Origin of the sequence: Pseudomonas sp. MPB26 (assembly GCF_046605355.1) — a bacterium.
Classification (GTDB): Bacteria; Pseudomonadota; Gammaproteobacteria; order Pseudomonadales; family Pseudomonadaceae; genus Aquipseudomonas; species Aquipseudomonas cedrina.
This window is the reverse complement of the sequence record NZ_CP176793.1, coordinates 3,475,944-3,499,994: the sequence shown is the minus strand read 5'-3', so window position 1 is coordinate 3,499,994 and position 24,051 is coordinate 3,475,944. Positions and strand designations below refer to the sequence as shown.

Annotated in this window: 26 protein-coding genes and 1 tRNA gene; 7 read left to right on the top strand and 20 right to left on the bottom strand. The window is 59.3% G+C overall.

Annotation, left to right across the window (positions count from 1 at the left end):
- Window positions 1–37: 37 nt before the first annotated feature.
- Complete coding sequence (locus ACLH0H_RS16235; protein ID WP_411378774.1) at window positions 38–286, top strand: hypothetical protein; 249 nt, start codon at window positions 38–40, stop codon at window positions 284–286.
- Window positions 287–555: 269 nt separating this feature from the next.
- Entirely contained in the window at window positions 556–1,740 is a 1,185-nt protein-coding gene (locus tag ACLH0H_RS16230; RefSeq protein ID WP_411378773.1) for an Arm DNA-binding domain-containing protein, read from the top strand.
- Here the strand turns inward: ACLH0H_RS16230 and ACLH0H_RS16225 are convergent.
- The 4 genes from ACLH0H_RS16225 to ACLH0H_RS16210 form a co-directional block, all read right to left on the bottom strand.
- Window positions 1,724–1,963, bottom strand: a complete 240-nt coding sequence (locus tag ACLH0H_RS16225; protein ID WP_411378772.1) for a hypothetical protein — start codon at window positions 1,961–1,963, stop codon at window positions 1,724–1,726. The genes ACLH0H_RS16230 and ACLH0H_RS16225 overlap by 17 nt on opposite strands.
- A 2-nt stretch (window positions 1,964–1,965) precedes the next feature.
- Window positions 1,966–2,256 carry a hypothetical protein gene (locus ACLH0H_RS16220; RefSeq protein ID WP_411378771.1) on the bottom strand — a complete coding sequence of 97 codons (291 nt, stop codon included), beginning with the start codon at window positions 2,254–2,256 and terminating at the stop codon, window positions 1,966–1,968.
- Window positions 2,257–2,416: 160 nt separating this feature from the next.
- On the bottom strand, window positions 2,417–2,653 hold the full coding sequence (locus ACLH0H_RS16215; RefSeq protein WP_411378770.1) for a hypothetical protein: 237 nt from the start codon (window positions 2,651–2,653) through the stop codon (window positions 2,417–2,419).
- A 788-nt stretch (window positions 2,654–3,441) separates the two neighbouring features.
- Window positions 3,442–3,531, bottom strand: a tRNA-Ser gene (locus tag ACLH0H_RS16210).
- A gap of 333 nt (window positions 3,532–3,864) precedes the next feature.
- Between ACLH0H_RS16210 and ACLH0H_RS16205 the strand changes: the two genes are divergently transcribed.
- From ACLH0H_RS16205 to ACLH0H_RS16195, 3 genes are all read left to right on the top strand, one after another.
- Window positions 3,865–4,557: a crotonase/enoyl-CoA hydratase family protein gene (locus ACLH0H_RS16205; RefSeq protein ID WP_411378769.1), complete on the top strand. Its 693-nt coding sequence runs from the start codon at window positions 3,865–3,867 to the stop codon at window positions 4,555–4,557.
- A 214-nt stretch (window positions 4,558–4,771) separates the two neighbouring features.
- On the top strand, window positions 4,772–5,494 hold the full coding sequence (locus ACLH0H_RS16200; RefSeq protein WP_411382421.1) for a 1-acylglycerol-3-phosphate O-acyltransferase: 723 nt from the start codon (window positions 4,772–4,774) through the stop codon (window positions 5,492–5,494).
- A 220-nt stretch (window positions 5,495–5,714) separates the two neighbouring features.
- Window positions 5,715–6,686: a magnesium and cobalt transport protein CorA gene (locus ACLH0H_RS16195; RefSeq protein ID WP_076949539.1), complete on the top strand. Its 972-nt coding sequence runs from the start codon at window positions 5,715–5,717 to the stop codon at window positions 6,684–6,686.
- Here the strand turns inward: ACLH0H_RS16195 and ACLH0H_RS16190 are convergent.
- Window positions 6,683–7,408, bottom strand: coding sequence for an amidotransferase (locus tag ACLH0H_RS16190; protein WP_411378768.1), 726 nt, complete (start codon window positions 7,406–7,408; stop codon window positions 6,683–6,685). The two genes, ACLH0H_RS16195 and ACLH0H_RS16190, sit on opposite strands and share 4 nt — an antisense overlap.
- Before the next feature lie 695 nt (window positions 7,409–8,103).
- Between ACLH0H_RS16190 and ACLH0H_RS16185 the strand changes: the two genes are divergently transcribed.
- A complete protein-coding gene (locus ACLH0H_RS16185; RefSeq protein WP_411378767.1) occupies window positions 8,104–8,910 on the top strand; it encodes a c-type cytochrome in 807 nt (268 codons plus the stop codon).
- 131 nt (window positions 8,911–9,041) lie between these two features.
- Here the strand turns inward: ACLH0H_RS16185 and ACLH0H_RS16180 are convergent, their stop codons facing one another.
- The 14 genes from ACLH0H_RS16180 to ACLH0H_RS16115 form a co-directional block, all read right to left on the bottom strand.
- Window positions 9,042–9,845 carry a transglutaminase family protein gene (locus ACLH0H_RS16180; RefSeq protein ID WP_411378766.1) on the bottom strand — a complete coding sequence of 268 codons (804 nt, stop codon included), beginning with the start codon at window positions 9,843–9,845 and terminating at the stop codon, window positions 9,042–9,044.
- Window positions 9,842–10,792, bottom strand: coding sequence for an alpha-E domain-containing protein (locus ACLH0H_RS16175; protein ID WP_076949543.1), 951 nt, complete (start codon window positions 10,790–10,792; stop codon window positions 9,842–9,844). The genes ACLH0H_RS16180 and ACLH0H_RS16175 overlap by 4 nt, the downstream gene beginning before the upstream one ends.
- A 4-nt stretch (window positions 10,793–10,796) precedes the next feature.
- Entirely contained in the window at window positions 10,797–12,206 is a 1,410-nt protein-coding gene (locus ACLH0H_RS16170; protein ID WP_411378765.1) for a circularly permuted type 2 ATP-grasp protein, read from the bottom strand.
- Window positions 12,207–12,665: 459 nt separating this feature from the next.
- Window positions 12,666–13,007 (bottom strand): ribonuclease E inhibitor RraB, encoded by a 342-nt coding sequence (locus tag ACLH0H_RS16165; RefSeq protein ID WP_010208429.1) that lies wholly within the window; start codon window positions 13,005–13,007, stop codon window positions 12,666–12,668.
- A gap of 214 nt (window positions 13,008–13,221) precedes the next feature.
- The gene (locus ACLH0H_RS16160) at window positions 13,222–13,482 is read right to left on the bottom strand and encodes a hypothetical protein (RefSeq protein ID WP_076949546.1); all 261 of its coding nucleotides are present in this window, start codon (window positions 13,480–13,482) and stop codon (window positions 13,222–13,224) included.
- 79 nt (window positions 13,483–13,561) lie between these two features.
- Window positions 13,562–14,167 (bottom strand): START domain-containing protein, encoded by a 606-nt coding sequence (locus ACLH0H_RS16155; RefSeq protein ID WP_411378764.1) that lies wholly within the window; start codon window positions 14,165–14,167, stop codon window positions 13,562–13,564.
- A gap of 41 nt (window positions 14,168–14,208) precedes the next feature.
- Window positions 14,209–14,463, bottom strand: coding sequence for a YkgJ family cysteine cluster protein (locus tag ACLH0H_RS16150; RefSeq protein WP_411378763.1), 255 nt, complete (start codon window positions 14,461–14,463; stop codon window positions 14,209–14,211).
- 162 nt (window positions 14,464–14,625) lie between these two features.
- Window positions 14,626–15,102 (bottom strand): translation initiation factor 2, encoded by a 477-nt coding sequence (locus ACLH0H_RS16145; protein WP_411378762.1) that lies wholly within the window; start codon window positions 15,100–15,102, stop codon window positions 14,626–14,628.
- A 108-nt stretch (window positions 15,103–15,210) separates the two neighbouring features.
- A complete protein-coding gene (locus ACLH0H_RS16140; protein WP_411378761.1) occupies window positions 15,211–16,659 on the bottom strand; it encodes a PLP-dependent aminotransferase family protein in 1,449 nt (482 codons plus the stop codon).
- Window positions 16,660–16,940: 281 nt separating this feature from the next.
- The gene (locus ACLH0H_RS16135; protein ID WP_411378760.1) at window positions 16,941–17,756 is read right to left on the bottom strand and encodes an OmpA family protein; all 816 of its coding nucleotides are present in this window, start codon (window positions 17,754–17,756) and stop codon (window positions 16,941–16,943) included.
- Complete coding sequence (locus tag ACLH0H_RS16130; RefSeq protein WP_076949552.1) at window positions 17,753–18,115, bottom strand: DUF4398 domain-containing protein; 363 nt, start codon at window positions 18,113–18,115, stop codon at window positions 17,753–17,755. Before ACLH0H_RS16130 ends, ACLH0H_RS16135 begins: the two co-directional genes overlap by 4 nt.
- 9 nt (window positions 18,116–18,124) lie before the next feature.
- Window positions 18,125–18,940, bottom strand: coding sequence for a substrate-binding periplasmic protein (locus ACLH0H_RS16125; protein WP_411378759.1), 816 nt, complete (start codon window positions 18,938–18,940; stop codon window positions 18,125–18,127).
- A gap of 76 nt (window positions 18,941–19,016) precedes the next feature.
- The gene (locus tag ACLH0H_RS16120; RefSeq protein ID WP_411378758.1) at window positions 19,017–19,946 is read right to left on the bottom strand and encodes an electron transfer flavoprotein subunit alpha/FixB family protein; all 930 of its coding nucleotides are present in this window, start codon (window positions 19,944–19,946) and stop codon (window positions 19,017–19,019) included.
- A 2-nt stretch (window positions 19,947–19,948) separates the two neighbouring features.
- Complete coding sequence (locus tag ACLH0H_RS16115) at window positions 19,949–20,698, bottom strand: electron transfer flavoprotein subunit beta/FixA family protein (RefSeq protein ID WP_076949555.1); 750 nt, start codon at window positions 20,696–20,698, stop codon at window positions 19,949–19,951.
- 517 nt (window positions 20,699–21,215) lie between these two features.
- Between ACLH0H_RS16115 and ACLH0H_RS16110 the strand changes: the two genes are divergently transcribed.
- Window positions 21,216–22,880, top strand: coding sequence for an electron transfer flavoprotein-ubiquinone oxidoreductase (locus ACLH0H_RS16110; protein ID WP_411378757.1), 1,665 nt, complete (start codon window positions 21,216–21,218; stop codon window positions 22,878–22,880).
- Between the two features lie 130 nt (window positions 22,881–23,010).
- Here ACLH0H_RS16110 and ACLH0H_RS16105 read toward each other — a convergent pair whose 3' ends face one another.
- Entirely contained in the window at window positions 23,011–23,904 is an 894-nt protein-coding gene (locus ACLH0H_RS16105; RefSeq protein WP_411378756.1) for an AraC family transcriptional regulator N-terminal domain-containing protein, read from the bottom strand.
- Window positions 23,905–24,051: the final 147 nt, after the last annotated feature.

The following is a 24,051-nucleotide window of genomic DNA, read 5'->3' as shown; positions in this document are numbered from 1 at the left end:
AGCTCCCCGACACCCAACCACCACCGAGGACTAAACCATGCAAGCACAGACCCAAAGCAGCAGCGGCACGCAGGCTACCACACCGGCACAGCACCTGGTGGCCACCGCGATTATCGGCGCGGCCGTCATCGGCTACCTGGTACACAAAACCCCCGAATCAAGAACCCGTCTCGAAAGCCTCAGCCAGATGGCCAACACCCTGGGCGAGTTAAGCGAAACGGATGCGGCCGTGGTCGCCCAACTGCTCGCCAAGCCAGCAACACGGGGCGTATCACGCAATGTCTAAGCGTCCTGCAGCAACACCCGCGCGGCGCTTTCCCTGGAACATCGATTACACCAGCGTGTGCGATCAATGCGGCAAGTGGCGTGCTCACGGCGACCACGTGAAATGCAGCCGGCAGCGCCAGCTGCAGAACGCTCATCTGCGCAACCAAAAGCCTAAACGGTAAGCCGCGTCCACCAGAAGATGCGCTACCAGATACTTGGCCCGGAAACGGGCCTTTTTGTTTCCGATCGTCAGACTGTCGTTACACGAGCACAGCGTTAGGGGTTTACATGAGTGGGGTCGAAGCTCGCGGTAATTCCGTGAGAATCTATTTTCAATACAACGGCGAAAAATGCCGCGAATCGATACCAGGGGGTAACAAACCGGCCACGGTGGCCCAGGCAAAGCGCTTGCTCGCCATCATCGAATACGAGATCGACTCCGGTACTTTTGATTACGCACGCCATTTCCCCAACTCGGCCAGGCTGGTGGAAAACACCTTCGGTCACTACCTGGACCTGTGGTTGCGGATTAAGGCCAACAGTGTGGCCGCGTCAAGTTATCGCGGCTACGCCAACAAGGCCGAGGTGCATGTGCGGCCACGCTGGGGCAAGGTGCAAATCAACGCGATCGATCATCTGGACCTGCAGGAGTGGATTCAGGGCACGCTCTCCAAAACCCTTAAAAACAAGACCATTCGCGACATCATCAGCAACGTGCGCCAGGTGTTCCGGCTCTATCGCACCCGAATGAAAGTCGCCCACGACCCCACTGAAGGTTTGATGGTGCGCCTCCCGGATCCCGAAGCACCGGACCCGTTCACCCGGGCGGAAATCAAACAGATCCTGGAAACCCCAACCACCCGCACCTATGAGCTGCTGATGGTGCAGTTCATGTTGTGGGCTGGGCCCCGCGTGTCTGAAACCATCGCCTTGGCCTGGGAGGACGTCGACCTGGAGCAAGGCACCGTGACCTTTCGCCGGTCGAAGGTGCGCGGTGCCTATCGCGTCACCAAAACCCGACGCTCAATGCGCAAGGTTCGCCTATTGGCACCGGCTTGGGACGCCTTGCGCAAGCTTGATGCTCTGACTCGAAAGCGAAAATCAGAAACCGTGGAGATCGTTGAACGGGACAATAAAACGGTGCGTAAGCACACCCTGCATTTCGTCTTTTTAAACACCAAAAGCGGACTGCCGCATGCCAACGACTTTGTCGTGCGTGACCGTTTCTTTAAGGCGCATTTGCTGGCGGCCGGGGTACGCTATCGTGGGCCTGGCCAGTGCCGGCATACCTATGCCAGCCAGTTGCTGACCACAGGCATTGCTTCAATCGATTGGATCGCCGAACAAATGGGACACACCAACGGCAACATGATCCGTCAGCACTATGGGACATGGATCAACGAGGACGGGCCGGACGTGGTAGGGATGCTACAACTGGCCTTGAAGCTTTCGCCCCTCACAGCTCCACATTAAAGCCGCGTAGCCCAATCCCATCGGCAAAGCGCCCTACGGCCGTCAGGCTGGTCCAAGTGCGCAGCGCCTCACGGCGCGAGCGTACCGCCAACCAGCGACTGCCAGAGCCGCCTAGGCGGATAGCCAGCGTCCACTTCTCATCTTGTCGGCTGACCAGCGTATCGCGTACCGCGCCGCCCTCCGCCAGGGCGCGCAGTGCTTCTTCGTGAATTCCGTTGTTCATGATTAACCGTGCCTCCTGACTCGATTGGTAAAGTCGCTGACCTGCGTGGGCGTCAGGCAATTCAACTTACCGAAGGTCGCAAGGTGCTGGATCATTGCTTCCTGACTGCCGGGTTCATGAGCGACCATGCGCCGGCATGTCTTGTCCAAGATCAACGCGGCCAACTCCGGGTTTTCGACCCTCGTGGCGTCGAAGGCCTGTGCGATGGCGATGGCCAGTTCGCCCAGGTCCGGGTCCTCCCGCTGAAGCGCCTTTAGCGCATTCATCTGCCGCGCGGTGATGGGTAGCGACACGTCTCTATTCCTTCGCAAGCACGCTCAAACCAAGCGCAGCGGTAATGGTAGACCAGCCTGCCGGAGTCTGGTTTCCAGCGGGCGCAAAAAAGCCCGCCGGAGCGGGCCTTGATGTGGGGGGCTATTAAACATAAGCGGCGTTATTGGTAATGCCGCGAACTCACTCAGCGATCGGCACGAGCTTCAGCGCGGTCACAGGTTTAGGGTCGGTCCTGGTCACGATCAGCGCCTCAACAGTGCCCGCCGCTCGGCCGTTGTAATAAAACGTCCCGTCGCGAATTTCTCCTGCCTCCCAGGCGTCGGGCCCCTCGTAATACACACCTTTACGGACGACACCCAGCAGGTCGACGTCGTAATAAAGCTCATAGCTCAGTTCAGGATCAAACTGCATTGTCATTGCCTACTCCAGGTTTCCGTTTCATTCGCACCAGAATGGCCTGAGACGATTCAATGTTCGCCACGCGAATCGCGGGATTCGAACATAAGCGGCGATATCAGGAAATATTTAGTGCAATTGGGAGTAAGCGCTCTCTTCTTTCTTCCATCTACCAACCAGCATAATTTCTGTACGTTTCTTTGAAGTGCTTCGTTCAACCCAACGTTTGGAGGACCACGCCTGCACACCCGACAAAGCATGTCATCGGTCACCCGCTCCATGAACTCGGTTTCGTTCGCGTTAGCAAGGTAAGGGAGGTTGCATGCCAAACACATACGACATACTAATTTAGGGCACATACCGTTTCCTCCCTGAATGCGTTTATAGAGAAAGATTGACCGCGAGATCTCTACAGCTTTCAAAAAAAAAAACACAAGATTCAAACAAGCGATTTATTGGCTAACGCCACCGCCACCCCTCACTCTCCACCCAAGATGTCGAATAGCTGCCCAGCAACCGATATCAGCGCCACAGGCTTCGCTGCCCCGTTCATGCTCGTCTGTTTCGCCTAACCGACACCGCCATTCCGATGCCTGGAACTTCTTCCAAAACTGGTAAGCGCCAGCTTCCTTGCGGAAGCTCAGTCGGCACCGCATTCCACGTCTCGGCGGGCTGCTAGGCAACAACGTTTTTCGCACCAAGACAGGGCGCCAGTCCCATGGTGGTCCCATGGGGCTATTTTTTGGACGCCAAAAACCACAAACCCCCGACTTTCTCTAGGAAAATCAGGGGTTTGAGTTTTCGAAATTTGGCGGTGAAGGAGAGATTCGAACTCTCGATACAATTTCTTGTATACACACTTTCCAGGCGTGCTCCTTAAGCCACTCGGACACTTCACCGTATCTCGTCAAACCAGTTCAGTCTGTCGAGGCGCGCTAATGTAGTCGAAAGCCTTTCTGATGGCAAAGGTTTTTTTCAGAATATTCATGCGGTTAGCCGGTTAAAGCGTTCGGCTCCCGGCCAGGGGCGGTGATTGTGCCATTCTCAGGCATCGACTATGCGCGTCTGGGCCGGCAGTTGCGCCCTGCCCCAAGCATTTTCACAGCCTGCACGGAGCAAAAGCCTGACTGGCCAGTCAGTCATAGCGCTTTACCGGGGCGGGCGTGGTGGGTAACGTCTGCTGCATGCACTTCTAAAAGCCTTCTATAACAAATCCTACAAGGAACCGCGTCATGAGTGAGTTGATTGCCTACCACCTCGAAGACGGTATTGCGACCCTGACCCTGAGCAACGGCAAGGTGAACGCCATTTCTCCCGCGGTGGTCAGCGCGTTTAATGAAGCGCTGGATCAGGCAGAGAAAGACCGGGCGGTAGTGGTGATCACTGGTACGCCGGGGATTCTGTCGGGTGGTTATGACTTGAAGGTGATGACCGCCGGGCCCAAGGAAGCCATCGGCCTGGTGACGTCTGGCTCGACGTTGGCGCGTCGACTGTTATCGCACCCATTCCCGGTGATTGTGGCGTGCCCTGGGCATGCGGTAGCCAAGGGCGCGTTCTTGCTGTTGTCGGCCGATTATCGGATTGGTGTGGAAGGCCCGTTCAGCATTGGGCTCAATGAGGTGGCGATCGGCATGACCATGCACCACGCCGGTATCGAGCTGGCGCGGGATCGCCTGCGCAAGTCGGCGTTTCATCGTTCGGTCATCAATGCCGAGATGTTTGACCCGCAAGGTGCGTTGCAAGCCGGCTTCCTCGATAAGGTGGTGGCGCCCGAGGAATTGCAGGCAGCAGCGCTGGAAGCGGCGCGTCAGTTGAAGAAACTGAATATGAACGCTCACAAGCACACGAAGTTGAAGGTGCGTAAGGCGCTGCTGGAAGCCTTGGACGAAGCAATCATCCAGGACCAGAGCCATAACCTGATCTGAGTTGCCTACCCCTGCTGCACCAAAGCCCGGCCTTAAGTCGGGCTTTTTCTTACAACCAAACCTGAAATATCTCTAGCCGCTCTAGCCCGCACTTGCGGGAACATATTGAAACATGTGCTTAAACATCGCCTATCTCCTACCTCCTCAGGGGCAATTGCCGAATTCAGTGCACGTCCGTACACTGCGCCACCTTTTGTCCGGATAGGCCGTGTCGATGCTTTTTCTGTTGCGTATGTCGTTGATGGGCCTGCACTTTATGATCGCCGGTGTACTGGGCGTGCTGATCGGCCTGTGCCGACCGTTCAATCCGGATAATAGCCGTCTGTGTGCCCGCCTCTACGCGCTGCCGGCGATGCGGCTGTTGGGGCTGAATGTGAAGGCCGAAGTCGACTCGCTACGCAACAAACCAGGTCCCTGCGTGGTCATCGCGAATCATCAGTCCAACTATGACCTGTTTGTGTTGGGCAACGTGGTGCCCCATCGCACCGTGTGCATCGCCAAGAAGAGCCTGAAATGGGTGCCGCTGTTCGGGCAGTTGTTCTGGCTGGCGGGCAATGTGCTGATTGACCGGGGCAATGCGCATAAGGCACGCCGTGCGATGCTCACCACCACCCACACGTTGCAAAACAAGGACACGTCGATCTGGGTGTTCCCCGAAGGCACGCGCAACCTCGGCAAGGGTTTGCTGCCGTTCAAGAAAGGCGCGTTCCATATGGCGATTGCGGCGGGAGTGCCGATCGTGCAGGTGTGTGTCAGCAATTACGTGACCCACATGCAGCTCAATCGCTGGAACAGCGGTGATGTGCTCATACGCTCGTTGCCGCCGATTCCTACAACGGGCCTGACCTCGGATGACATCCCTCAACTGATGCAAACCTGTCAGACACAGATGCAAACCTGTATCGCGCAGTTGGACCGTGAGGTCCGGTCTGCCTGAAACGATTGTTCCCACGCTCCGCGTGGTAACACAGCCTGGGACGCTCCGCGTCCCGTCATGCGCATGCGCTCTCAGGACTTGCGCAAGTGACGCGGAGCGTCACGGGAGGCATTCCCACGCGGAGCGCGGGAACGATCAAGCGCGGGAACAATCAACAACGGAACGCCATTCAAGCTAAGCTGCCCAACACCTGTCCTCCCCCTTAGAAGCGATCAGCACCATGGGTAGAGTTGTTGCGGCCGCCGTCTACAGCGCCGGTAAGAAAGTCACCGATATCACCCTCGACGAAGGGGCGGCCTGGGCCGCCAAACCCGGCCACTTTGTGTGGATCGGCCTGGAAGAGCCCGACGCCCAGGAGCTGAACAACCTGCAACGCCAGTTCAACCTGCACGAACTGGCGATTGAAGACGCAATGGAAAAGCACAGCCGGCCGAAGCTTGAAACCTTCGGCGACGCGCTGTTTATCGTCACCTACTCACCGGTGCGCGAGAACGGCAAGCTGGAGTTTATCGAAACCCATATCTTTGCCGGCAACGGCTACATCATCACCGCGCGCAACGGTCACTCAGCGTCCTACGGTTTTGTGCGCCAGCGCTGTGAGGCGCGGCCGCTTCTGCTGGAGCATGGGGAAGATTTCGTACTCTATGCGCTGCTGGATTTCGTCACCGAGAACTACCAGCCGGTGAGCGAAGCGATCCATGCCGAGATCGATGAGCTGGAGCGTAACGTGCTGTGCAGTTCGCTGAGCGAACGCGACATCCAGAAGATCCACGGTCTGCGTCGCGACGTACTGCGCCTCAAGCGTTATGTGGCGCCGATGGTGGAGATCAGCCAGGAGCTGCAGAAGCTGAGCTTCCCGTTTATCGACAAGAACATGCGCCCGTACTTCCGTGACGTACAGATCCACGTGACGCGGCAGATGGAAGACCTCACCACCCTGCGCGATATCGCCAGCCAGACCATCGAGATCGGTGTGTTACTGGAGGCTTCGCGCCAGAGCGTGGTGCAGCGCAAGTTCGCCGCTTGGGCGGCGATCCTGGCGTTCCCCACCGCCGTGGCGGGGATTTATGGGATGAATTTCCAGAACATGCCCGAGCTGCAATGGCATTACGGCTATTTTGCGGTGCTCGGGTTTATCGCGACGGGTTGCACCGCCCTATGGGGCAGTTTCAAGCGTTCAGGTTGGCTTTAAACATGGGCCTCTGGCTTGTGGGCCACGAAACGCATCATCCACTCCGCCACGGTTGCGCCGTGGTGGTCGCGCTCAAGGCTGGCCACGCCGTTTGTGTAGACCTTCTCGCCCAGAGTTGTCTGAAGAATCTCCAGCAGTTCGCGGGAATAGTCGTGGACAAACTCGGGGTGGCCCTGGAAGCACAGCACCTGATCGCCGATGTGGTACGCGGCGAACGGGCAAAATTCGCTGGACGCGATGACCGTGGCGTTTGCTGGCAGCGAGGTCACCTGGTCCTGGTGGCTGATCAGTAGCGTCAGTTCCGGCACCTCGGGGCTCATCCACGGCGCCTTGGCATCAAGCGAGTAATCGTGGATGCCCATGCCCCAGCCTTTGCTCGCGCGTTCGGCCTTGCCGCCGAGCAGCAACGCCAACAGCTGATGGCCGAAGCAGATGCCCAGCAACTTGTCGCCGCGCTCATAGCGCTTGAGCAGATAGGTCTTTAGGGTCTGGATCCACGGGTCCGTACCGAAGGAGTCGGCCTTGCTGCCGGTCACCAGGTACGCGTCAAACACCTCACCTTCCGGTGGATATTCACCCTGCACCACGTTGTACACGACAAACTCAGCGGCAATTGGCTGCTTGGCGAACAGGCGCTTGAACATCTGCCCGTACCCTTGGTATTGATCGATCAAGCCTGGACGCAGGATATCGGTTTCCAGGATACAGACGCGTAGCGACATAAAAAATACCTGACACGGTGATGGGAATATTGCACACCCCAGAGCCTGCCTTGAAACACCCCTTCAAGGCAAGCCCCGCGCTCCTTAAGGCCTGATTGACACGGTTTCAATGGCGGATGCGCTCGTTGATTTGACCTCCACGCTCGGACGAACGGTAGCCACCTAAGCTAATTAGCGGATTAATCGTTTTAGCTGTCTAGCCAAGGCATTGGCGCCAATATGGCGATATGCCTCATGCCGTTTTAAGCTCAAAATCTGCTTAGCTGATATGAAATGAGTCTAAGCCACGCAGAACGAGGGCTCTAAGGTTCAATCAGTAGGAGGTTGCTGCCGGGTTTTGCTGGAGCAACGGTAAGAAAAGCGACACGTCATCTCGCCATACTGGAAATAACACCGGCACGTATTTGACGCTCAGGAATAACAACAAAAGGCAGTCAGCCATGTTCAAACATTCGAAAGTACGCCAGGCGGGACTTATTCTGTTCGCCACCACACTGATTCTGATCTTGCCCAATTTGACCAAGGTCATTGGGTGACGCCTCACCCCTCACATTCCGTGCCTGCACAGCGCCAGGTATGCAGCTTTTGGCAGCACCTGCCCGGACATTGCGCATAGCGGTCCTGCAGGGGCTGTCTTTTTACGCGCCGATTTCGGCTATCGTGAACGCAATCGCCACTAATACCGGGCCTCCCTCTTGAAATGCTTTCTCGTTTTTCTCGGCTTGCTGATCGCCCTGCCCGTTTCGGCGGCGCAGTTAACCCTCGAACTCGACCACGCCAGCAAGACCTGGCAAACCGAGGACCTGCTCAAACATCCACAAGCACAAACGGTGCAAATCGTTGATGACGTTTCCTACAAGCGCACCATGACCTATCAGGCCGTGCCGCTGGCCGTACTTTTACAGGGATTAACCGCTGAGAGCCACCTGCAGGCCGTTGCCCTTGATGGTTTCGCCGCCGAACTCACGGCAGCACCGCTGCTGCAACAACACGGCGCTCGCGCCTGGCTGGCGGTGGAAGATCCTGCTCAGCCATGGCCTGCGCTGGCAGACGGCAAACCGAGTGCCGGGCCGTTCTACCTGGTGTGGACCGACCCGCAAGCGGGGCATATCAGCCCTGAGCAGTGGCCATTCCAGATCGCCCGCATCAAGCAATTGAAGACAGTGGCCGAGCGCTTTCCAGCATTATTGCCCGACCCAAAGTTGTCGGCCGATGATCCGATCAACCAGGGGTTCGCGCTGTTTCAAAAAAACTGCTTGGCCTGTCACCGCCTCAATGGCGCCGGCGATGCGCAGGTAGGACCGGACCTCAATATCCCCTACAGCCCCACCGAATATTTCGGCGGCGACTTCCTCAAGCGTTACATCCGTGACCCGCAAAGTGTGCGGCATTGGCCACAGGCCAAGATGCCAGCGTTCACAGCCAGTGTGTTGCCGGACGATGAGCTGGAGTTGCTGGTGGGATATCTGAAGCACATGGCCGGGCGTAAACAACAACCGTGACCCCACCACAAATCCCCTGTGGGAGCGGGCTTGCTCGCGAAAGCGGTGTATCAGTCGCCAGGTGTGTTGAATGACACACCGAATTCGCGAGCAAGCCCGCTCCCACATTTAGACCTGCTGCGCTCTGGAGATTATTGCTGTTGCACTGAAACCACCGGCGTAGGCGCCACAGACACCTTGGCATGCATCTGCTCATGCCCACCGCCACGGCGCATGCCGCGTACCGGGCAGGCATCGAGGTAATCCAACCCCACCGCCAGTTTCAAATGCCGCTCCGGCCGCGCAAGCTGGTTGGTCACGTCAAAGCTGTACCAGGCGTCATCCAGCCAGGCTTCGGCCCAGGCGTGACTGGCCAGGTGCGTGCTGTCCTCGGTGTACAAATAACCCGACACATACCGCGCCGGAATGCCCAGGCTGCGCGCGCAGGCCAGGAACGCATGGGTGTGGTCCTGACACACGCCCGCACGGGCGGCGAAGGCCTGGGCGGCGCAGGTGTCGACTTCGGTTGCGCCGGGCGTGTAGACCATCACCTGGTTGAGCGCATGCATCAGATCGATCAGCGCGGTGCGGTCGCGACGCTGATGACAATTGCCGGCGGCAAAACCGCGCAGAGCGTCGTCGGGCTCGGTCAAGCGGGTGCAACGCAGGAACGGAAACGCCGATTGGCTCTCGTGTTCGGCCTCGCGCAATTCGTCGATATCCACCTGGCCACGGGCGCCGATGACGATGGCGTCGTGGGGCTCGTCCAAGGTCAGCACATGCAGGATATTGCCGAACGGGTCCACCTGGGCGCGCACCGGGCGTGGCAGGTCAAGCTGCCAGCTGAGTACATGCTGGCGCTCGCTGTCGTGGGGCGTCAGGCGCAAGTACTGGATGCTGGCGCGCACCTGGTCTTTATAGTGATAGGTGGTTTCGTGGCTGATGGAGAGTCTCATGCGGCCTCCAGGTAAGATGCGTAGATGGCGTCGCCCAACTGGCGGACCAAGGGGATAAAGTCGGTCAGCCAGGCATGCAGGCCTTCCTCGAGGATTTCATCGATGGCGGTGAAGCGCAGGCGCGCGTCCATTTCGGCGGCCAGGCGCTGGGCCGGTCGACCGTTTAGGCCAGGCAGGCTGGCAAGAATCTGGTCGATCTCTTCACTGCAGGCACGCAGTGAGCGCGGTACGTCGGCGCGCAACAGCAACAACTCCGCCACTTGCCGGGCGCCGGGGGCATCGCGGTAGATCTCGGTGTAGGCCTCGAAAGAGGACAACGCGCGCAGCAAGGCGCTCCATTGGTAGTAGGCGTGGGCGGTGCCATCGGTGACGGCTTCGGCACGATCGCCAGCCATTTCGTAACGCGCATCCAGCAGGCGCAAGGTGTTATCGGCGCGTTCGATAAAGGTGCCCAGGCGAATAAACCGGAACGCGTCGTTGCGCATGATGGTGCCGTAGGTGGCGCCGCGAAACAGATGGGAACGTTCCTTGACCCACTCGCAAAACCGGCTCATGCCATAACGGCTAAGCCCTTGCTGAGCAATGTCACGAATATCCAGCCAGGTCGCGTTGATGTTTTCCCACATGTCGGCAGTAATTCGCCCACGCACCGCGTGGGCGCTGGACCGCGCAGCGCCCAGACAACTGTAGATACTGGCGGGGTTGGCGGCATCCAGGGCGAAAAAATGCAACAGGCGTTCGGCGTGCAACTCCCCGTGGCGTTCGTGGTAATCCTCCAGGGTGCCGGTGATCAACAGCGGCATGGCCAGTTCATGCAGGCCATCGCCCCGCCCATCCTGGGGCATCAGCGACAGCGAATAGCTGACATCGAGCATGCGCGCCAGGTTTTCCGCGCGTTCCAGGTAGCGCGACATCCAGTACAAATCCGAGGCAGTTCTACTCAGCATGGCATCAGTCCTCGACCACCCAGGTGTCTTTGGTGCCGCCACCCTGGGATGAGTTGACCACCAGCGAGCCCTCGCGCAACGCCACGCGGGTCAAGCCGCCTGGCACCACACGGGTTTCCTTGCCGGACAGTACAAACGGGCGCAGGTCGATATGGCGCGGCGCAATGCCGTTTTCGACAAAGGTCGGGCAGGTGGATAAACACAGGGTTGGCTGGGCGATATAAGCGTGGGGCTTGGCCTTGATTCGCGTGCGGAACGCTTCGATTTCCGCCGCCGTGGATGCCGGCCCTACGAGCATGCCGTAGCCGCCGGAACCTTGGGTTTCCTTCACGACCAGGTCCGGCAGGTTGGCCAGGACGTGTGACAGCTCGTCAGGCTTGCGGCATTGGAAGGTCGGAACGTTCTTCAAGACAGGTTCTTCATTCAGGTAAAAACGGATCATCTCGGTGACGAAGGGATACACCGACTTGTCATCCGCCACCCCGGTACCGATGGCGTTGGCCAGCACTACATTGCCGCAGCGATACGCCGCGAGCAGGCCGGGCACGCCGAGCATGGAGTCGGGGTTAAAAGCCAGCGGATCGAGGAACGCATCGTCGAGACGCCGGTAGATCACGTCCACGGCCTGCGGGCCGTCGGTGGTGCGCATGAACACGCGGTCGTCGCGCACGAACAGGTCAGCGCCTTCCACCAGTTCCACGCCCATCTCCCGGGCGAGAAACGCATGCTCGAAAAATGCGCTGTTAAAGCGACCCGGGGTCAGTACGACCACGCTGGGGTTATCCAGCGGGCTGGAGCTTTTCAGGGTGTCGAGCAGCAGGTTGGGGTAGTGATCGATGGGCGCAATGCGTTGAGCGGCGAACAGTTCGGGGAACAGGCGCATCATCATCTTGCGGTCTTCGAGCATGTAGCTGACGCCGCTGGGCGTACGCAGGTTGTCTTCCAGCACGTAGTACGTGCCGTCGCCATCGCGTACGAGGTCCACTCCGGAAACGTGGGAATACAGATCGCGGTGCAGGTTCAAGCCCTGCATGGCCAGTTGGTATTGTTCGTTGGCCAGCACCTGTTCCGCAGGAATGATCCCGGCCTTGATGATGCGTTGTTCATGGTAGAGGTCGGCGAGAAACATGTTCAGCGCCTTGACCCGCTGGATGCAGCCACGCTCGACCACTCGCCATTCGCTGGCGGGGATGCTGCGCGGGATGGTGTCGAAGGGAATCAGGCGCTCGGTGCCCTGCTCGTCACCGTAGAGGGTGAAGGTGATGCCGGCGCGGTGGAACAGCAAATCGGCTTCGCGCCGGCGCTGGGCCAGCAGCTCGGCGGGGGTGTCGGCCAACCAACGGGCGAACTCGCGATAATGAGGCCGGACCTGCCCTGCCCCATCGTACATTTCATCGTAATAAGTGCGGATCATGCCGTACTCCTTGTCACCCGGACGCAAGAACCATCGCAAGGCCCGTGCCAGCGGCATAAACACTTAAAAATCAGTGAGTTGAATAACCAACGAGATCTGGTCGCACCGTCCTGGTGCGCAGAATGCCCGGTGTACTGCCCCACGCTTCATCGCAATGCGGGCTTTGACTATCAACAGCATAGCCAGAGTTGATTTCGCTGCCCGGCCAAGCCTGCGGATAATCACCACCATCTACTGAACAGGACGCGTCCTACAGCTAAACCTTTTGCGTCATCGGTAACGTAGTGCTTCGTGTACCGACCGACCTCCCGGTCTTCCCTTTCGGCCACCCTGCTCGGGTGGCCTTTTTTTTTGGTGCAAAAAAGGGCGACGCTAGTTCCGTAAATTTTCCGGCGCCACAAACAAAATCGGCCGACCCAAAGGCCAGCCGATACGCTGTGTTTCTCATACTACTGGCTGCTACATGGGTAACCCACGCACCTCCTGCTTCACGCCCCATCCTTCGATGATCCCGCCCAGCGGCTCGACCACCGCCCCAAAGTCTTGCTCGAAGTCTCCTATGCCGTCGTAGGTTGCAGACATGATTTTGCTCAGCTCCAGGTACCAGGCACCATCGTCGCGCGCACTGACCTGGGCATTCAGGGATTCCCCACGAAACTCACCCGCAGCCCTGCGCGCCCGTTCTTCATCCGGGAAAATGGCGTAGAACTCGATGGGGTGAAAACGCGAGAAATCGAAGCCGCCTTCTTTCATGCGGCGCAGAACATTGGTGCTGATGTCTTCTTGATAGGCTGTGCTCATGAAAAGTGCTCCTCGAATTGATGGATAGACTTTCCGTGCTCCCCTGGCCCGCGCCGTACCGGCGCGGGAGCTACGGCAAATAAAAGCACCGCAGGAAAACAAGCATGTAGCTGACAAGACCAGACCTTTAGCGATTCATTCGCTGATCTCAGTTGCAGAGTAGCGCGAAGCTACCACCTCCACCAGAGGCGCTTGAAGGGCATACAGGAAATGTTCAGGCGGCGGGTTCGACCTTGAGGTCTTTGATACCATTTTGATCATGCAGGCTCTTGACCGTGGGATCGGGCACACGATCGGCAAGATCATTGAGGTCCAGCTTTTCCAACACCGGCGACACACGCACCCGCACCAATTGTGCGGCTTCTTCCAGCGTCGGCTCATGCTCGCAATCGAATTGCTCGACTACCGGCTCACCACGGTCATTGATGAAAGAAATATTCCACTTCGGCATCGGTGCCTCCTCGATAAAACCCATGTGTGGGCTCACATCTATCTGGACCTTGAGGGTTCGGCAAACGTTCCGCTCAAGGCTGAAGGCACCGGATTAACCGCGGTTATTTTTCAGCGTGATCTTTCAAGGCTTTCAAGGTGTTGAACGGCGCCTCCACCACGAACTTGTTGGCCAGCCATGACGGCACGCTGCCACCTGGCTCGGTGTGCACCTGATAGGTCACTTCCGTCTGATCGGCGCCCTTGGGGACCAGCTTCCAGAAACCCTCCACCTGAGCGACACGCACATAGCCTTTTTCTTCGGGCTTGTAGGTGGGCACGCCCTGCAAGGTGCGGGTGACGCTGCCGTCGGCATTTTTGGTGGTGGTGACATGGGTGTACGAGTCACGATCGGTCACCGGGAACGGCGCCTTGAACTGCGTATAGGTCCAGGCCTCGTCGCCTTTCCTGTCGACCAGTTTCTGGGATTTGCATTCGTGGATCCAGGCGCAGGCACCCGCCACGTCTTCCTGCAAGGCAATGATCCTGGCCACAGGCGCCTTGATCAGGGCCACACCGCGATACGCCTTGTATTTGGAACCGGCCACTTCACTCAGGGACACCTTGATACCGTCTTCGTCCTTGGCGACTTGCCAATCTTCAGCCTGGGCAGCAGCCGCAAACACCAGCGTAAAACCGCACAGCACAGCCATTCGTTTCAGCGAACCCATGGGTGTATTCCTTATTGTTGAAGTTCGGGTAGTAAAGCCCATCACGCCGCCGTCATCTGCTCCCACCAGCCGATCAACCGGATCGCATCGGCCTGGTCGGTACCGCAGACCTCGATATCCGCCTTGAACTCGCCGCACACTGCCGGCCGCTCGGGCTGCCCGAACAGCTGGCACAGCTGTTCGACCGACAGGTGCAGGCAGCGAACGCCAGCCGGTTTGCCCTGGGGCATGCCCGGCAGAGGCGAGCTGATGGAGGGGGCGATGCAGCAAGCGCCACAGCCTTCACGGCAATTCATGATCAGCAGGTTCTCGACGACTCAATGGGGATGGCCGGGCTAGAGTACGCCCTTAAACAGCCGTTTTAAAATGACCTAACAGAGGTTTTTCGCCGAAATCAAAAGTGACCGGCCAGTCTCCGACACATGGTCGTGGGCCTGCGTCACCTTTGCCGGAAACGTTTATTGCTTGAACTCGAATTCCAGCGCTGCACCTTCCACATCACGCCGTTCTTCGTTGCGCAATTGCAGCTTCATCTCATTGCTCAGCAGACGGCCGTTGATCTGGAATGCGCTGTTGTCAGTGGGCTTTTCGCCAAACATGGGCGGCAGCAGAGGCACGCTCTTGGGCTTAGGCATGGTACCCACTGGCTCCAGATGCCTGACCATGTCCGACGGCAGCGACAGATCCAACTGTGCCGGTGGCAATTGGGTCTGCGCTACTTCACGGGACGACTTGGACTTACGGGCCGCCCGTTTCTTGGCTTTGGCGGTTTGCTTCTTCAAGACCGGCGCCTTGTTGGCGGGGGCCGTTTTTTTCGCGGCGCTCTGTTCAGAGGCGGGCTGGGAATCGCTCGCAGGTGGTGCAGCCAGCGCTGCGCCGACGTTGCACAGGCCTAACAAGCCAATCACCAGAACAGCGCGAAAAATAGAGGTCATATTGCCTACAGCATTTACGGCAGATGCCCATATGCTCGCTTGTTGTGCACGCCATGACAAGCGCAGTGATCAGCGTGCTATAGGAATTTTCTCTTCGGCGCCCCCGAATTACCCCTCAAGCGCAGCCGCCGCCGTTTCCTGGCAGAGCTGGCTGGCCAGCATCCCCAGGGTCATCAGCGCGCGCTCAGCCTCGCGATTCCACGGTGTGCCGCAGTTGAGGCGAATGCAGTGGTTGAACTGCTCGGTGTTACTGAAGATCAACCCCGGCGCTATGCTGATGCCCTGTTGCAGTGCGCGTACGTGCAGTTCCTGGGTATTGACCCGTCCGGGCAAACTGACCCACAGGATAAAGCCGCCGGTCGGACGGGTCATCTGCGTGCCTTCCGGGAAATATTGCTGCACCGCCAGCTGGAAAGCGCTGAGGTTCTTGCGGTATTCCTGGCGGATATAGCGCAAGTGCCGGTCGTAGCCGCCGTTTTCCAGGTAAGCCGCGACGCCCATCTGGGTGACGCTGCACGCCGAATGGGTGCTGAACATCTGCAGGCGCTGGATCTCCTGCTGGTACTTGCCGGCGATCATCCAGCCGATGCGCACGCCTGGGGACAATGTCTTGGAAAAGCTTGAGCAATAGATGACCCGGTCCAGACGGTCATAGGCTTTCAGGGCCTTGGTACGGCCGAGTTCGAACATCAACTCGCCGTAGATATCGTCCTCGACAACCTGGATATCGAAATCCGAGGCCAGGCGCAGCAACTGTTTCTGCCGCTCCTCGGGCATGGTGCCACCGAGCGGATTGCTCAGGCGCGTGGTCAGCACCAGCGCCTTGATCGACCATTGGTTGGCCGCCAGTTGCAGGGCTTCCAGGCTCATGCCGGTGGACGGGTCGCTGGGAATCTCGATGACCTTCAGGCCCAGCAGGTCGGCCAACTGCAGCAGGCCGTAATAGGTTGGCGACTCTGCGGCAATCAGGTCGCCGGGCCGCGTCAACACCCGCAGCGACATCTGCAATGCATCGACACAACCGTGGGTGATCACTACTTCGGAGGGGTCCACCACCACGCCCGCATCGCGCATGCGGATCGCCACCTGGCGGCGCAGCGGTTCAAAACCGGGGCTGAACATGTAGCTGAACGCCCGTGGGCTCTGGAAACGCGTGACCTTGGCCAATTGCTGGTGCAGCGCACGCACCGGCAAGTAGTCCACGCTGGGCACGGCGGCGCCCAACGGGAATACACCTTCGCGGCGCGATTCGCCCAAAACCTGCTGGATGATGCTGCTGCGAGTGACCAACCCGGGGCGCTCGACCCGTGCGATGTCCGGGGTCGGCGCGGTGAGCGCGGGCGTCTGGTGCACGTAATAGCCGGACTGCGGCCGCGCCCGGATCAGCCCCTGGTCTTCGAGGTTGGCGTAGGCCTGCAACACCGTCGCGTGGCTCACGTTCAACTGGGAGCTCATCTTGCGCACCGAAGGCACGCGCTCGCCCGGTTGATAGACACCGCGTCGGATATCTTCAGCCAGTTGCTGGGCGATACGTTGGTAAAGCAACAGATTGGTCATGACGCAGCACTCGATTCCACGGGTATTTTATTTTTGTGTGAAACATACCAGCACAGTTTAGAAGTGTACGGGAACAGTTGCCACAATAGTCGAGCGCGGGCGGGAGTGACAGTAAAAACTGTAACGCTGCAAAGAATGGCTTATTGATAGTTTTGGGTGTATGCATAATCAATGTGGGAGCGGGCTTGCTCGCGAAAGCGGTGGTTCAGTTGGAGTATCCTTGACTGACACACCGCTTTCGCGAGCAAGCCCGCTCCCACAGTTTGATCTCCAGCGGGTTCTTAGCGAGCGGCGCCCAGTTGGCCTTTTTCGTCAGAGAACACAATTTCCACGCGACGGTTCTGTGCCCTGCCTCGTTCAGACGCGTTGGCATCTACCGGGTACTGGTCGCCATAACCTTCGACCTGAATGCGTTTTTCGTCGATCCCCAGGTCCTCCAGCACATCCGCCACCGACTGCGCGCGGTCACGGGACAGTTTGAGGTTTTCGCGCTCACCGCCAGTATTGTCGGCATACCCCTCGATGCGCACCACGCGCTTGGGGTTGAGCTGCAGGAACTGTACGATTTTCAGCACGGTGCGGTTGGCCGAGTTTTTCAGCTCCGCTTCGCCCGTATCGAACAGCACGTCGCCCAGGGTCATCACCAGGCCGCGATCGGTCTGGGTTGTGGTCAGGCTGGCGATCTGCTCCTCGAGCCACTTGCCCTGCTGCTGCACACTGATCAGCTTGCTTTCACGCAGGGCCAGTTGCAGGCGCTGGCGTTCCAGTTCGAGCTTGGCGCCGCGCTCTTCGTTGAGCGCCTGCTCGGTGTGTTCACGGGCGATGGCACTGTAGCGCTGGCTCAGGTAGGCGTAATGCACCACGTCCGCGCCGCTGCCCCAGTAGCTGGACAAGCGGTCAGCGCGGGCCAGGGACTCACCGGCGCGGATCACATCCTTGGGGGCAATGCGCAACACGTTGGCGTCTTCCTTGACCTTCTGGAAGTCGCTGCCCGCCTGCTGCAGGGCCTGCTCGCCACTGGGATGGCTGGCGCAACCGCCCAGCACCGCACTGCCCAGCAGCACGACACAACCCAAACCACGGATCATCGGGCTCATTGTGCTTCCCCCAACTGCAATTGCTTGCGCAGGCGCGTGATGCGAGTGTTGAGCACGTTGAGTTGTTCCTGGCTCTTGCGGGTCAGCACTTGGGCTTCGGCCAGGCGCGCATCCAGCTCGGCTTGTTCGGCCTGCATGCGCGCGTCCTTGTAGGACTGGTCGGCCATGTCGGCCTGGGCCTGGGCGAATTTGTCCGCGGCCAGTTTCAGTTCAGGTGAATCGTCCTTGCTGGCACCCACCGCGCCGGCTTGTTCCAAGGCTTGCTGGGTGAGGCGCATTTGTTCATTCGGCGCAGGATCGGCTGCACATCCCGCCAGAGCGACAACGGCGAGGGCCGCGAAAAGAGGTCGAAGAGTCACTGAAAATTCCTACTTTGTTTGGGTGCCGACGGGCTGCTGCAATTGTGCTTTCCAGCGCTCCAGATTGCGCTGCAGCGCGGTTTGCGCCACACCGGACGTCTGCAATTCTGTCATCTTTTTAGCGAGCTGTCCGCGCAACCACGGATCATTGCAGGCCGAGTTGTGGGAAATCGCCAGGTACAGGCCCGGCTGATCGATGGGCACGTCGCGGGCGATCAGGTCATTGCTCATGCCCAAGGTCTGTGCCATGGCCATGCCGGAATACCGCCCGGCCAACACATAGTCCACCTCCCCCAGCAATAGTTTCTGAAACGCCGGGGTCAAGCTGGGAAAGCGCTGCAACGTCAGTTGCTGGCCGGCGAAGGCTTCAAATTCGCGGGTCAGGCGCGCGCGCTCCGACAGCGCGCCCTTAAGGCCATGCAGATCGGCAGCCGTGGCGTAGACCAGCGTCGAATCCTTGCGCGTCCAGACGAGATAATCGGTTTGCACCAGCGCCGGGTGGATGTAGTCGAGGGTTTCCAGCTCGCCGACGGTCAGCGGTGCATCGGCGAGGATATCCATGCGCCCAGTGCGCACTTCTTCCAAGGCCAGGGAGCGCTTGCCGCCGTAGAGCAGGTCGATTTTCAACCCCAGATCCTTGGCCACCTGCTGTAACACATCGGCGGTGGCGCCGATCAAGTGCGTGGGGTCTTGCGGGTCGCGCCAGAGCAAGGGCGGTGCGTCCGGGCTGCCAGTGATCACCAGGCGCTCGCATTTACCGGCCGCCAGCGACAGCGCCGGCAGCAGCGTCAGGCCCAGCAGCAAGGTCAAGGGACGCAATTCCATAGCAAGGTGCTCCAACAAAAATCCAAAAAAAAACCCGGTCACAAGGACCGGGCTCTTTATAAGTGAAGCGACTGGATTAGACCAGCTTCTCCAACTCGGGTACGGCTTCGAACAAGTCCGCCACCAGGCCGTAATCCGCCACCTGGAAGATCGGTGCTTCTTCGTCCTTGTTGATCGCAACGATCACCTTGGAGTCTTTCATGCCGGCCAAATGCTGGATCGCGCCGGAGATACCGACCGCAATGTAGAGCTGTGGCGCGACGATCTTGCCGGTCTGGCCGACCTGCATGTCGTTGGGGACGAAGCCTGCGTCGACCGCCGCGCGGGAAGCGCCGACCGCCGCGCCCAGCTTGTCGGCCAGGGCGTACAGGTGCTTGAAGTTGTCACCGTTCTGCATGCCACGGCCGCCCGAAACGACGATCTTGGCAGCGGTCAGCTCAGGACGGTCCGACTTAGCCAGCTCCTCGCCAACAAAGCTGGAGGTGCCAGCGTCGTGGGCGGCAGCGACGGCTTCAACGGTAGCCGAGCCACCTTCGGCGGCAACCGGGTCGAAACCGGTGGCGCGCACGGTGATGACCTTGACCGAAGCATTGGACTGTACGGTAGCGATGGCATTACCGGCATAGATCGGGCGCTTGAAGGTGTCGGCACTTTCCACCGAGATGATCTCGGAGATCTGGTCAACGTCCAACTGCGCGGCGACGCGTGGCAGGATGTTTTTGCCGTTGGAGGTGGCGGCCGCCAGGATGTGGCTGTAGCCCTTGCCCAGCTCGGCTACCAGCGGTGCAACGTTTTCCGGCAACTGATGCGCGTAAGCGGCATTGTCAGCGTTCAGGACTTTGCTGACACCGGCGATTTTCGCGGCGGCTTCAGCCACCGGGCCAGCGCCCTGACCTGCAACCAGCACGTGAATGTCGCCGCCGATTTTTGCAGCGGCAGCCACGGTGTTCAGCGTGGCCGGAGCCAGCACCTTGTTGTCGTGTTCAGCGATTACGAGGATAGCCATGATCAGATCACCTTCGCTTCGTTTTTCAGTTTCTCGACCAGTTCAGCCACCGACTTGACCTTGATGCCTGCGCTGCGAGCAGCCGGCGCTTCAACCTTGACGGTCTTGTTGGTGGAGGCGGTGGAAACGCCCAAAGCTTCTGGAGTCAGCGACTCAAGCGGCTTCTTCTTGGCTTTCATAATGTTTGGCAGGGACGCGTAGCGCGGCTCGTTCAAACGCAGGTCCGTGGTGACGATGGCCGGCAGTTTCAACGAAACGGTCTGTGCGCCGCCGTCGATTTCGCGAGTGACCGCAACCGTGTCGCCGCTCACTTCCACCTTGGAAGCGAAGGTGCCCTGGCCGTAACCGGTCAGTGCAGCCAGCATCTGGCCGGTCTGGTTGTTGTCGCTGTCGATGGCCTGTTTGCCAAGGATCACCAGCTGCGGCTGTTCCTTGTCGACAACCGCCTTGAGCAACTTGGCCACGGCCAGGGAGGTCAGGTCTTCAGCGGATTCAACCAGGATGGCGCGGTCGGCGCCCAATGCCAGGGCGGTACGCAGCTGCTCTTGAGCAGTGGTCGGGCCGATGGACACCACGACGATTTCAGTCGCCACGCCTTTCTCTTTCAGGCGTACGGCTTCTTCCACGGCGATTTCGCAGAAAGGGTTCATCGACATCTTGACGTTAGCGAGATCGACGCCGGAATTGTCCGCCTTGACGCGAACTTTCACGTTGTAATCGACAACGCGTTTGACAGCTACAAGAACCTTCATGGATTCCTCGTTACTCTCCGGTGAAAAGAAAGTCGCCTAGGCGAACCTGGCGGTTGATGCTCATCGGCACACAAGGGCACCTCCAAAAACCTCGGCGAGTGACACAGCGCAGGGCAGATGACCGTTCGTCAGTAGTGACCGAGAGGTCATTCGTTATCGCAGCGTGTAAACTGCGCGCCATTGCCAGCGCGCGCAGCACCCGCCTTGCTTTTGGACGTGCTCTTGAAACCTGCAGTCTGCCTACGGTAAGCGCAAAACCGACCGTATATTGACCGGAACGCCTATTCTGGTCAATACGGCAAAATAGCCAGTCATAAGCCGCACCACTTTGATTTACCTAGCCTGCGGGCAATTCAAACAAACGTTTGTATTGGACGCTGGCAGTGGTGTAGATATAATGCGCCACCTAGAGAGAAAGGTGAGTCATCCCCTGCTATTTGGCACAGTGATGATGGACCCGACACCGAACCTCCACCCATTAGAAAAAGCCTGTTGAGCCTTGAGTAGGAGATAGCCTGTGGAACGCGAATACATGGAATTCGACGTGGTCATCGTCGGCGCTGGCCCGGCTGGCCTGTCCGCCGCCTGCCGGCTGAAGCAGAAGGCCGCCGAAGCTGGTAAGGAAATCAGCGTCTGCGTGGTCGAGAAAGGCTCCGAAGTCGGCGCGCATATCCTCTCCGGTGCCGTGTTCGAACCACGCGCCTTGAACGAACTGTTCCCGGACTGGAAAGCCCTCGGCGCCCCGCTCAACACCCCCGTGGTGCGCGATGACATCTATGTACTGCGCAGCAGCGATGCGTCCACCAAGGTGCCTGACTTCTTTGTGCCCAAGACCATGCACAACGAAGGCAACTACATTATCTCCCTGGGGAACCTGTGCCGCTGGCTGGCCCAGCAGGCCGAGAACCTGGGTGTGGAAGTCTACCCAGGCTTCGCCGCCCAGGAAGCGCTGTTCGACGAGAACGGTGTGGTGCGCGGAATCATCACCGGCGACCTCGGCGTCGACCGTGAAGGCAAGCCCAAAGAAGGCGTCTACACCCCTGGCATGGAACTGCGCGGCAAATACACGCTGTTTGCCGAAGGTTGCCGTGGCCATATCGGCAAGCAACTGATCAAGCGCTTCAACCTGGACAGCGACGCCGACACCCAGCATTACGGCATCGGCCTCAAGGAAATCTGGGAAATCGACCCCGCCAAGCATCAACCAGGCCTAGTTGTGCACACCGCCGGCTGGCCGCTGGATATCATGGGCAACGAGAACACCGGTGGCTCGTTCCTTTATCACCTGGAAAACAACCAGGTGGTCGTGGGCCTGATCGTCGACCTGTCCTACGCCAACACCTTCCTGTCGCCGTTCGACGAGTTCCAGCGCCTCAAGCATCACCCGGTGCTGGCCCAATACCTGGAAGGCGGCAAGCGCATCAGCTACGGTGCCCGCGCCTTGGCCAAGGGCGGCATCAATTCGCTGCCGAAGATGGTGTTCAAAGGCGGCGCGTTGATCGGCTGCGACCTGGGCACCATGAACGTGGCCAAGATCAAGGGCAGCCATACCGCGATGAAGTCCGGCATGCTCGCGGCCGACGCCGTGGCCGAGCGCCTGTTGGCGCAGTCCGAAGGTGGCGACGAGTTGACCAACTACGTTGAGGGCTTCAAAGCCAGCTGGCTTTACGAAGAGCTGTTCGCCAGCCGTAACTTCGGCGCGGCGATGCACAAGTTCGGTCCGATCCTTGGCGCCGGCTTCAACTGGTTCGACCAGAACATCCTCGGCGGCAAGATGCCGTTCACCCTGCACGACACCAAGCCGGACTACGCCTGCCTCAAGCTGGCCAAGGACAGCAAGAAGATCGACTACCCCAAACCCGACGGCAAGCTGAGCTTCGACAAGCTGAGCTCGGTGTTCATCTCCGGTACCAACCACGAAGAAGAGCAACCGTGCCACTTGAAACTCAAGGACCCGAGCATCCCGATCGGCACCAACCTGCCGCTCTACGATGAACCGGCGCAACGCTACTGCCCGGCCGGCGTGTATGAAGTGGTGACCAAGGAAGACGGCGAGAAGCGCTTCCAGATCAACGCCCAGAACTGCGTGCACTGCAAGACTTGTGACATCAAGGACCCTTCGCAGAACATTACCTGGGTCACGCCGGAAGGCGCGGGTGGCCCGACTTATCCGAATATGTAACCCCCGCCACCGATCGTCCGATCGTTCCCACGCTCTGCGTGGGAACGCCTCTTGTGACGCTCCGCGTCACGGTTTTAAAAGCGGACGCGGAGCGTCCAGGGCTGCATTCCCACGCAGAGCGTGGGAACGATCAGGCAGCCCGCTCTTCACCAGGGTTGCGCTCGAAGTAGCGCTTGTATTCACGGCTGAACTGCGACGTACTCTGATACCCCACACTGTGCGCCGCCTGCGCCACGCCCATGCCTTCCACCAGCAGCAACTGCTGGGCCTTGAGCAGGCGCAGGCGCTTGAGGTATTGAACTGGCGATAACAGCGTGCAACGCTTGAAATGCTCATGAAACGTCGACGCACTCATGTGCGCATAACCGGCCAATGTCTCGATATTCAGCGGCTCGGCGTAATGGGCATGCAGGTGATTCAACGAGGTGGCAATCCGCGAAAACTGCCCCTGTTGCTCCACCAGTGCGCGCAGCACGTCGGCTTGCGGCCCGCGCAACGCAGTGAAGAGCAATTCGCGTACCCGCGCCGGGCCCAGGATCCGGCTTTCCAGCGGATCGTGCAGGCACTGCAACAGCCGCTCGACACAACCACGCATGGCATCATCGAGCACCACCGAACTCATCGACGCCAGGGTCTGCGCCGTCGGCGGTGGCCCGGCCTGGATGCCCATGGCCATCACCAACTCGCCCAGCACCACGCGATCAATCCCCACCGTCACGCCCAGCAGCGGGGCATCGGGCGCCATGGCAAAGGTCTCGCACTCGAACGGCACCGGCATTGCCTGGATCAGGTAATGCCCGGCGCCATACTCCAGCGTACGCGGGCCCAGGTAGGCGACTTTGCTGCCCTGGGCCACGAACATCAGGCTGGGCTCGTAGATCTGCGGCCCACGCGCCACGTCGCAACTGGCGCGCAGCACTTGCACACCGGGCAGGTGGGTGGGCGAAAAACCGTCGCGGGGCGTAAGCCCTTCTATCAAGGCAACCAGCGTGGCGTTGGCGTCGAGATGGCGGGTCAACATCATGGCAAAAAACTTCGCTGAAAAGGGATGAGAGCATCATCGCAGGTCCGGAGGCACAAAAATCCAAACACGGGGCGCTCCCGGACGAATAGGCATGAGACTCGGAGCAATCACCATGGCCCCACCCGGAGGCGGCACGGAAAATGGCCC

Bases quoted from the DNA above. Each gene is read 5' to 3' on its own strand.
- ACLH0H_RS16235 (WP_411378774.1), top strand. From the start codon at position 38: ATGCAAGCACAGACCCAAAGCAGCAGCGGCACGCAGGCTACCACACCG.
- ACLH0H_RS16230 (WP_411378773.1), top strand. From the start codon at position 556: ATGAGTGGGGTCGAAGCTCGCGGTAATTCCGTGAGAATCTATTTTCAA.
- ACLH0H_RS16225 (WP_411378772.1), bottom strand. From the start codon at position 1,963: ATGAACAACGGAATTCACGAAGAAGCACTGCGCGCCCTGGCGGAGGGC.
- ACLH0H_RS16215 (WP_411378770.1), bottom strand. From the start codon at position 2,653: ATGACAATGCAGTTTGATCCTGAACTGAGCTATGAGCTTTATTACGAC.
- ACLH0H_RS16205 (WP_411378769.1), top strand. From the start codon at position 3,865: ATGAGTGAGTTGATTGCCTACCACCTCGAAGACGGTATTGCGACCCTG.
- ACLH0H_RS16200 (WP_411382421.1), top strand. From the start codon at position 4,772: ATGCTTTTTCTGTTGCGTATGTCGTTGATGGGCCTGCACTTTATGATC.
- ACLH0H_RS16195 (WP_076949539.1), top strand. From the start codon at position 5,715: ATGGGTAGAGTTGTTGCGGCCGCCGTCTACAGCGCCGGTAAGAAAGTC.
- ACLH0H_RS16190 (WP_411378768.1), bottom strand. From the start codon at position 7,408: ATGTCGCTACGCGTCTGTATCCTGGAAACCGATATCCTGCGTCCAGGC.
- ACLH0H_RS16180 (WP_411378766.1), bottom strand. From the start codon at position 9,845: ATGAGACTCTCCATCAGCCACGAAACCACCTATCACTATAAAGACCAG.
- ACLH0H_RS16175 (WP_076949543.1), bottom strand. From the start codon at position 10,792: ATGCTGAGTAGAACTGCCTCGGATTTGTACTGGATGTCGCGCTACCTG.
- ACLH0H_RS16170 (WP_411378765.1), bottom strand. From the start codon at position 12,206: ATGATCCGCACTTATTACGATGAAATGTACGATGGGGCAGGGCAGGTC.
- ACLH0H_RS16165 (WP_010208429.1), bottom strand. From the start codon at position 13,007: ATGAGCACAGCCTATCAAGAAGACATCAGCACCAATGTTCTGCGCCGC.
- ACLH0H_RS16160 (WP_076949546.1), bottom strand. From the start codon at position 13,482: ATGGGTTTTATCGAGGAGGCACCGATGCCGAAGTGGAATATTTCTTTC.
- ACLH0H_RS16155 (WP_411378764.1), bottom strand. From the start codon at position 14,167: ATGGGTTCGCTGAAACGAATGGCTGTGCTGTGCGGTTTTACGCTGGTG.
- ACLH0H_RS16150 (WP_411378763.1), bottom strand. From the start codon at position 14,463: ATGAATTGCCGTGAAGGCTGTGGCGCTTGCTGCATCGCCCCCTCCATC.
- ACLH0H_RS16145 (WP_411378762.1), bottom strand. From the start codon at position 15,102: ATGACCTCTATTTTTCGCGCTGTTCTGGTGATTGGCTTGTTAGGCCTG.
- ACLH0H_RS16140 (WP_411378761.1), bottom strand. From the start codon at position 16,659: ATGACCAATCTGTTGCTTTACCAACGTATCGCCCAGCAACTGGCTGAA.
- ACLH0H_RS16135 (WP_411378760.1), bottom strand. From the start codon at position 17,756: ATGAGCCCGATGATCCGTGGTTTGGGTTGTGTCGTGCTGCTGGGCAGT.
- ACLH0H_RS16125 (WP_411378759.1), bottom strand. From the start codon at position 18,940: ATGGAATTGCGTCCCTTGACCTTGCTGCTGGGCCTGACGCTGCTGCCG.
- ACLH0H_RS16120 (WP_411378758.1), bottom strand. From the start codon at position 19,946: ATGGCTATCCTCGTAATCGCTGAACACGACAACAAGGTGCTGGCTCCG.
- ACLH0H_RS16115 (WP_076949555.1), bottom strand. From the start codon at position 20,698: ATGAAGGTTCTTGTAGCTGTCAAACGCGTTGTCGATTACAACGTGAAA.
- ACLH0H_RS16105 (WP_411378756.1), bottom strand. From the start codon at position 23,904: ATGATGTTGACCCGCCATCTCGACGCCAACGCCACGCTGGTTGCCTTG.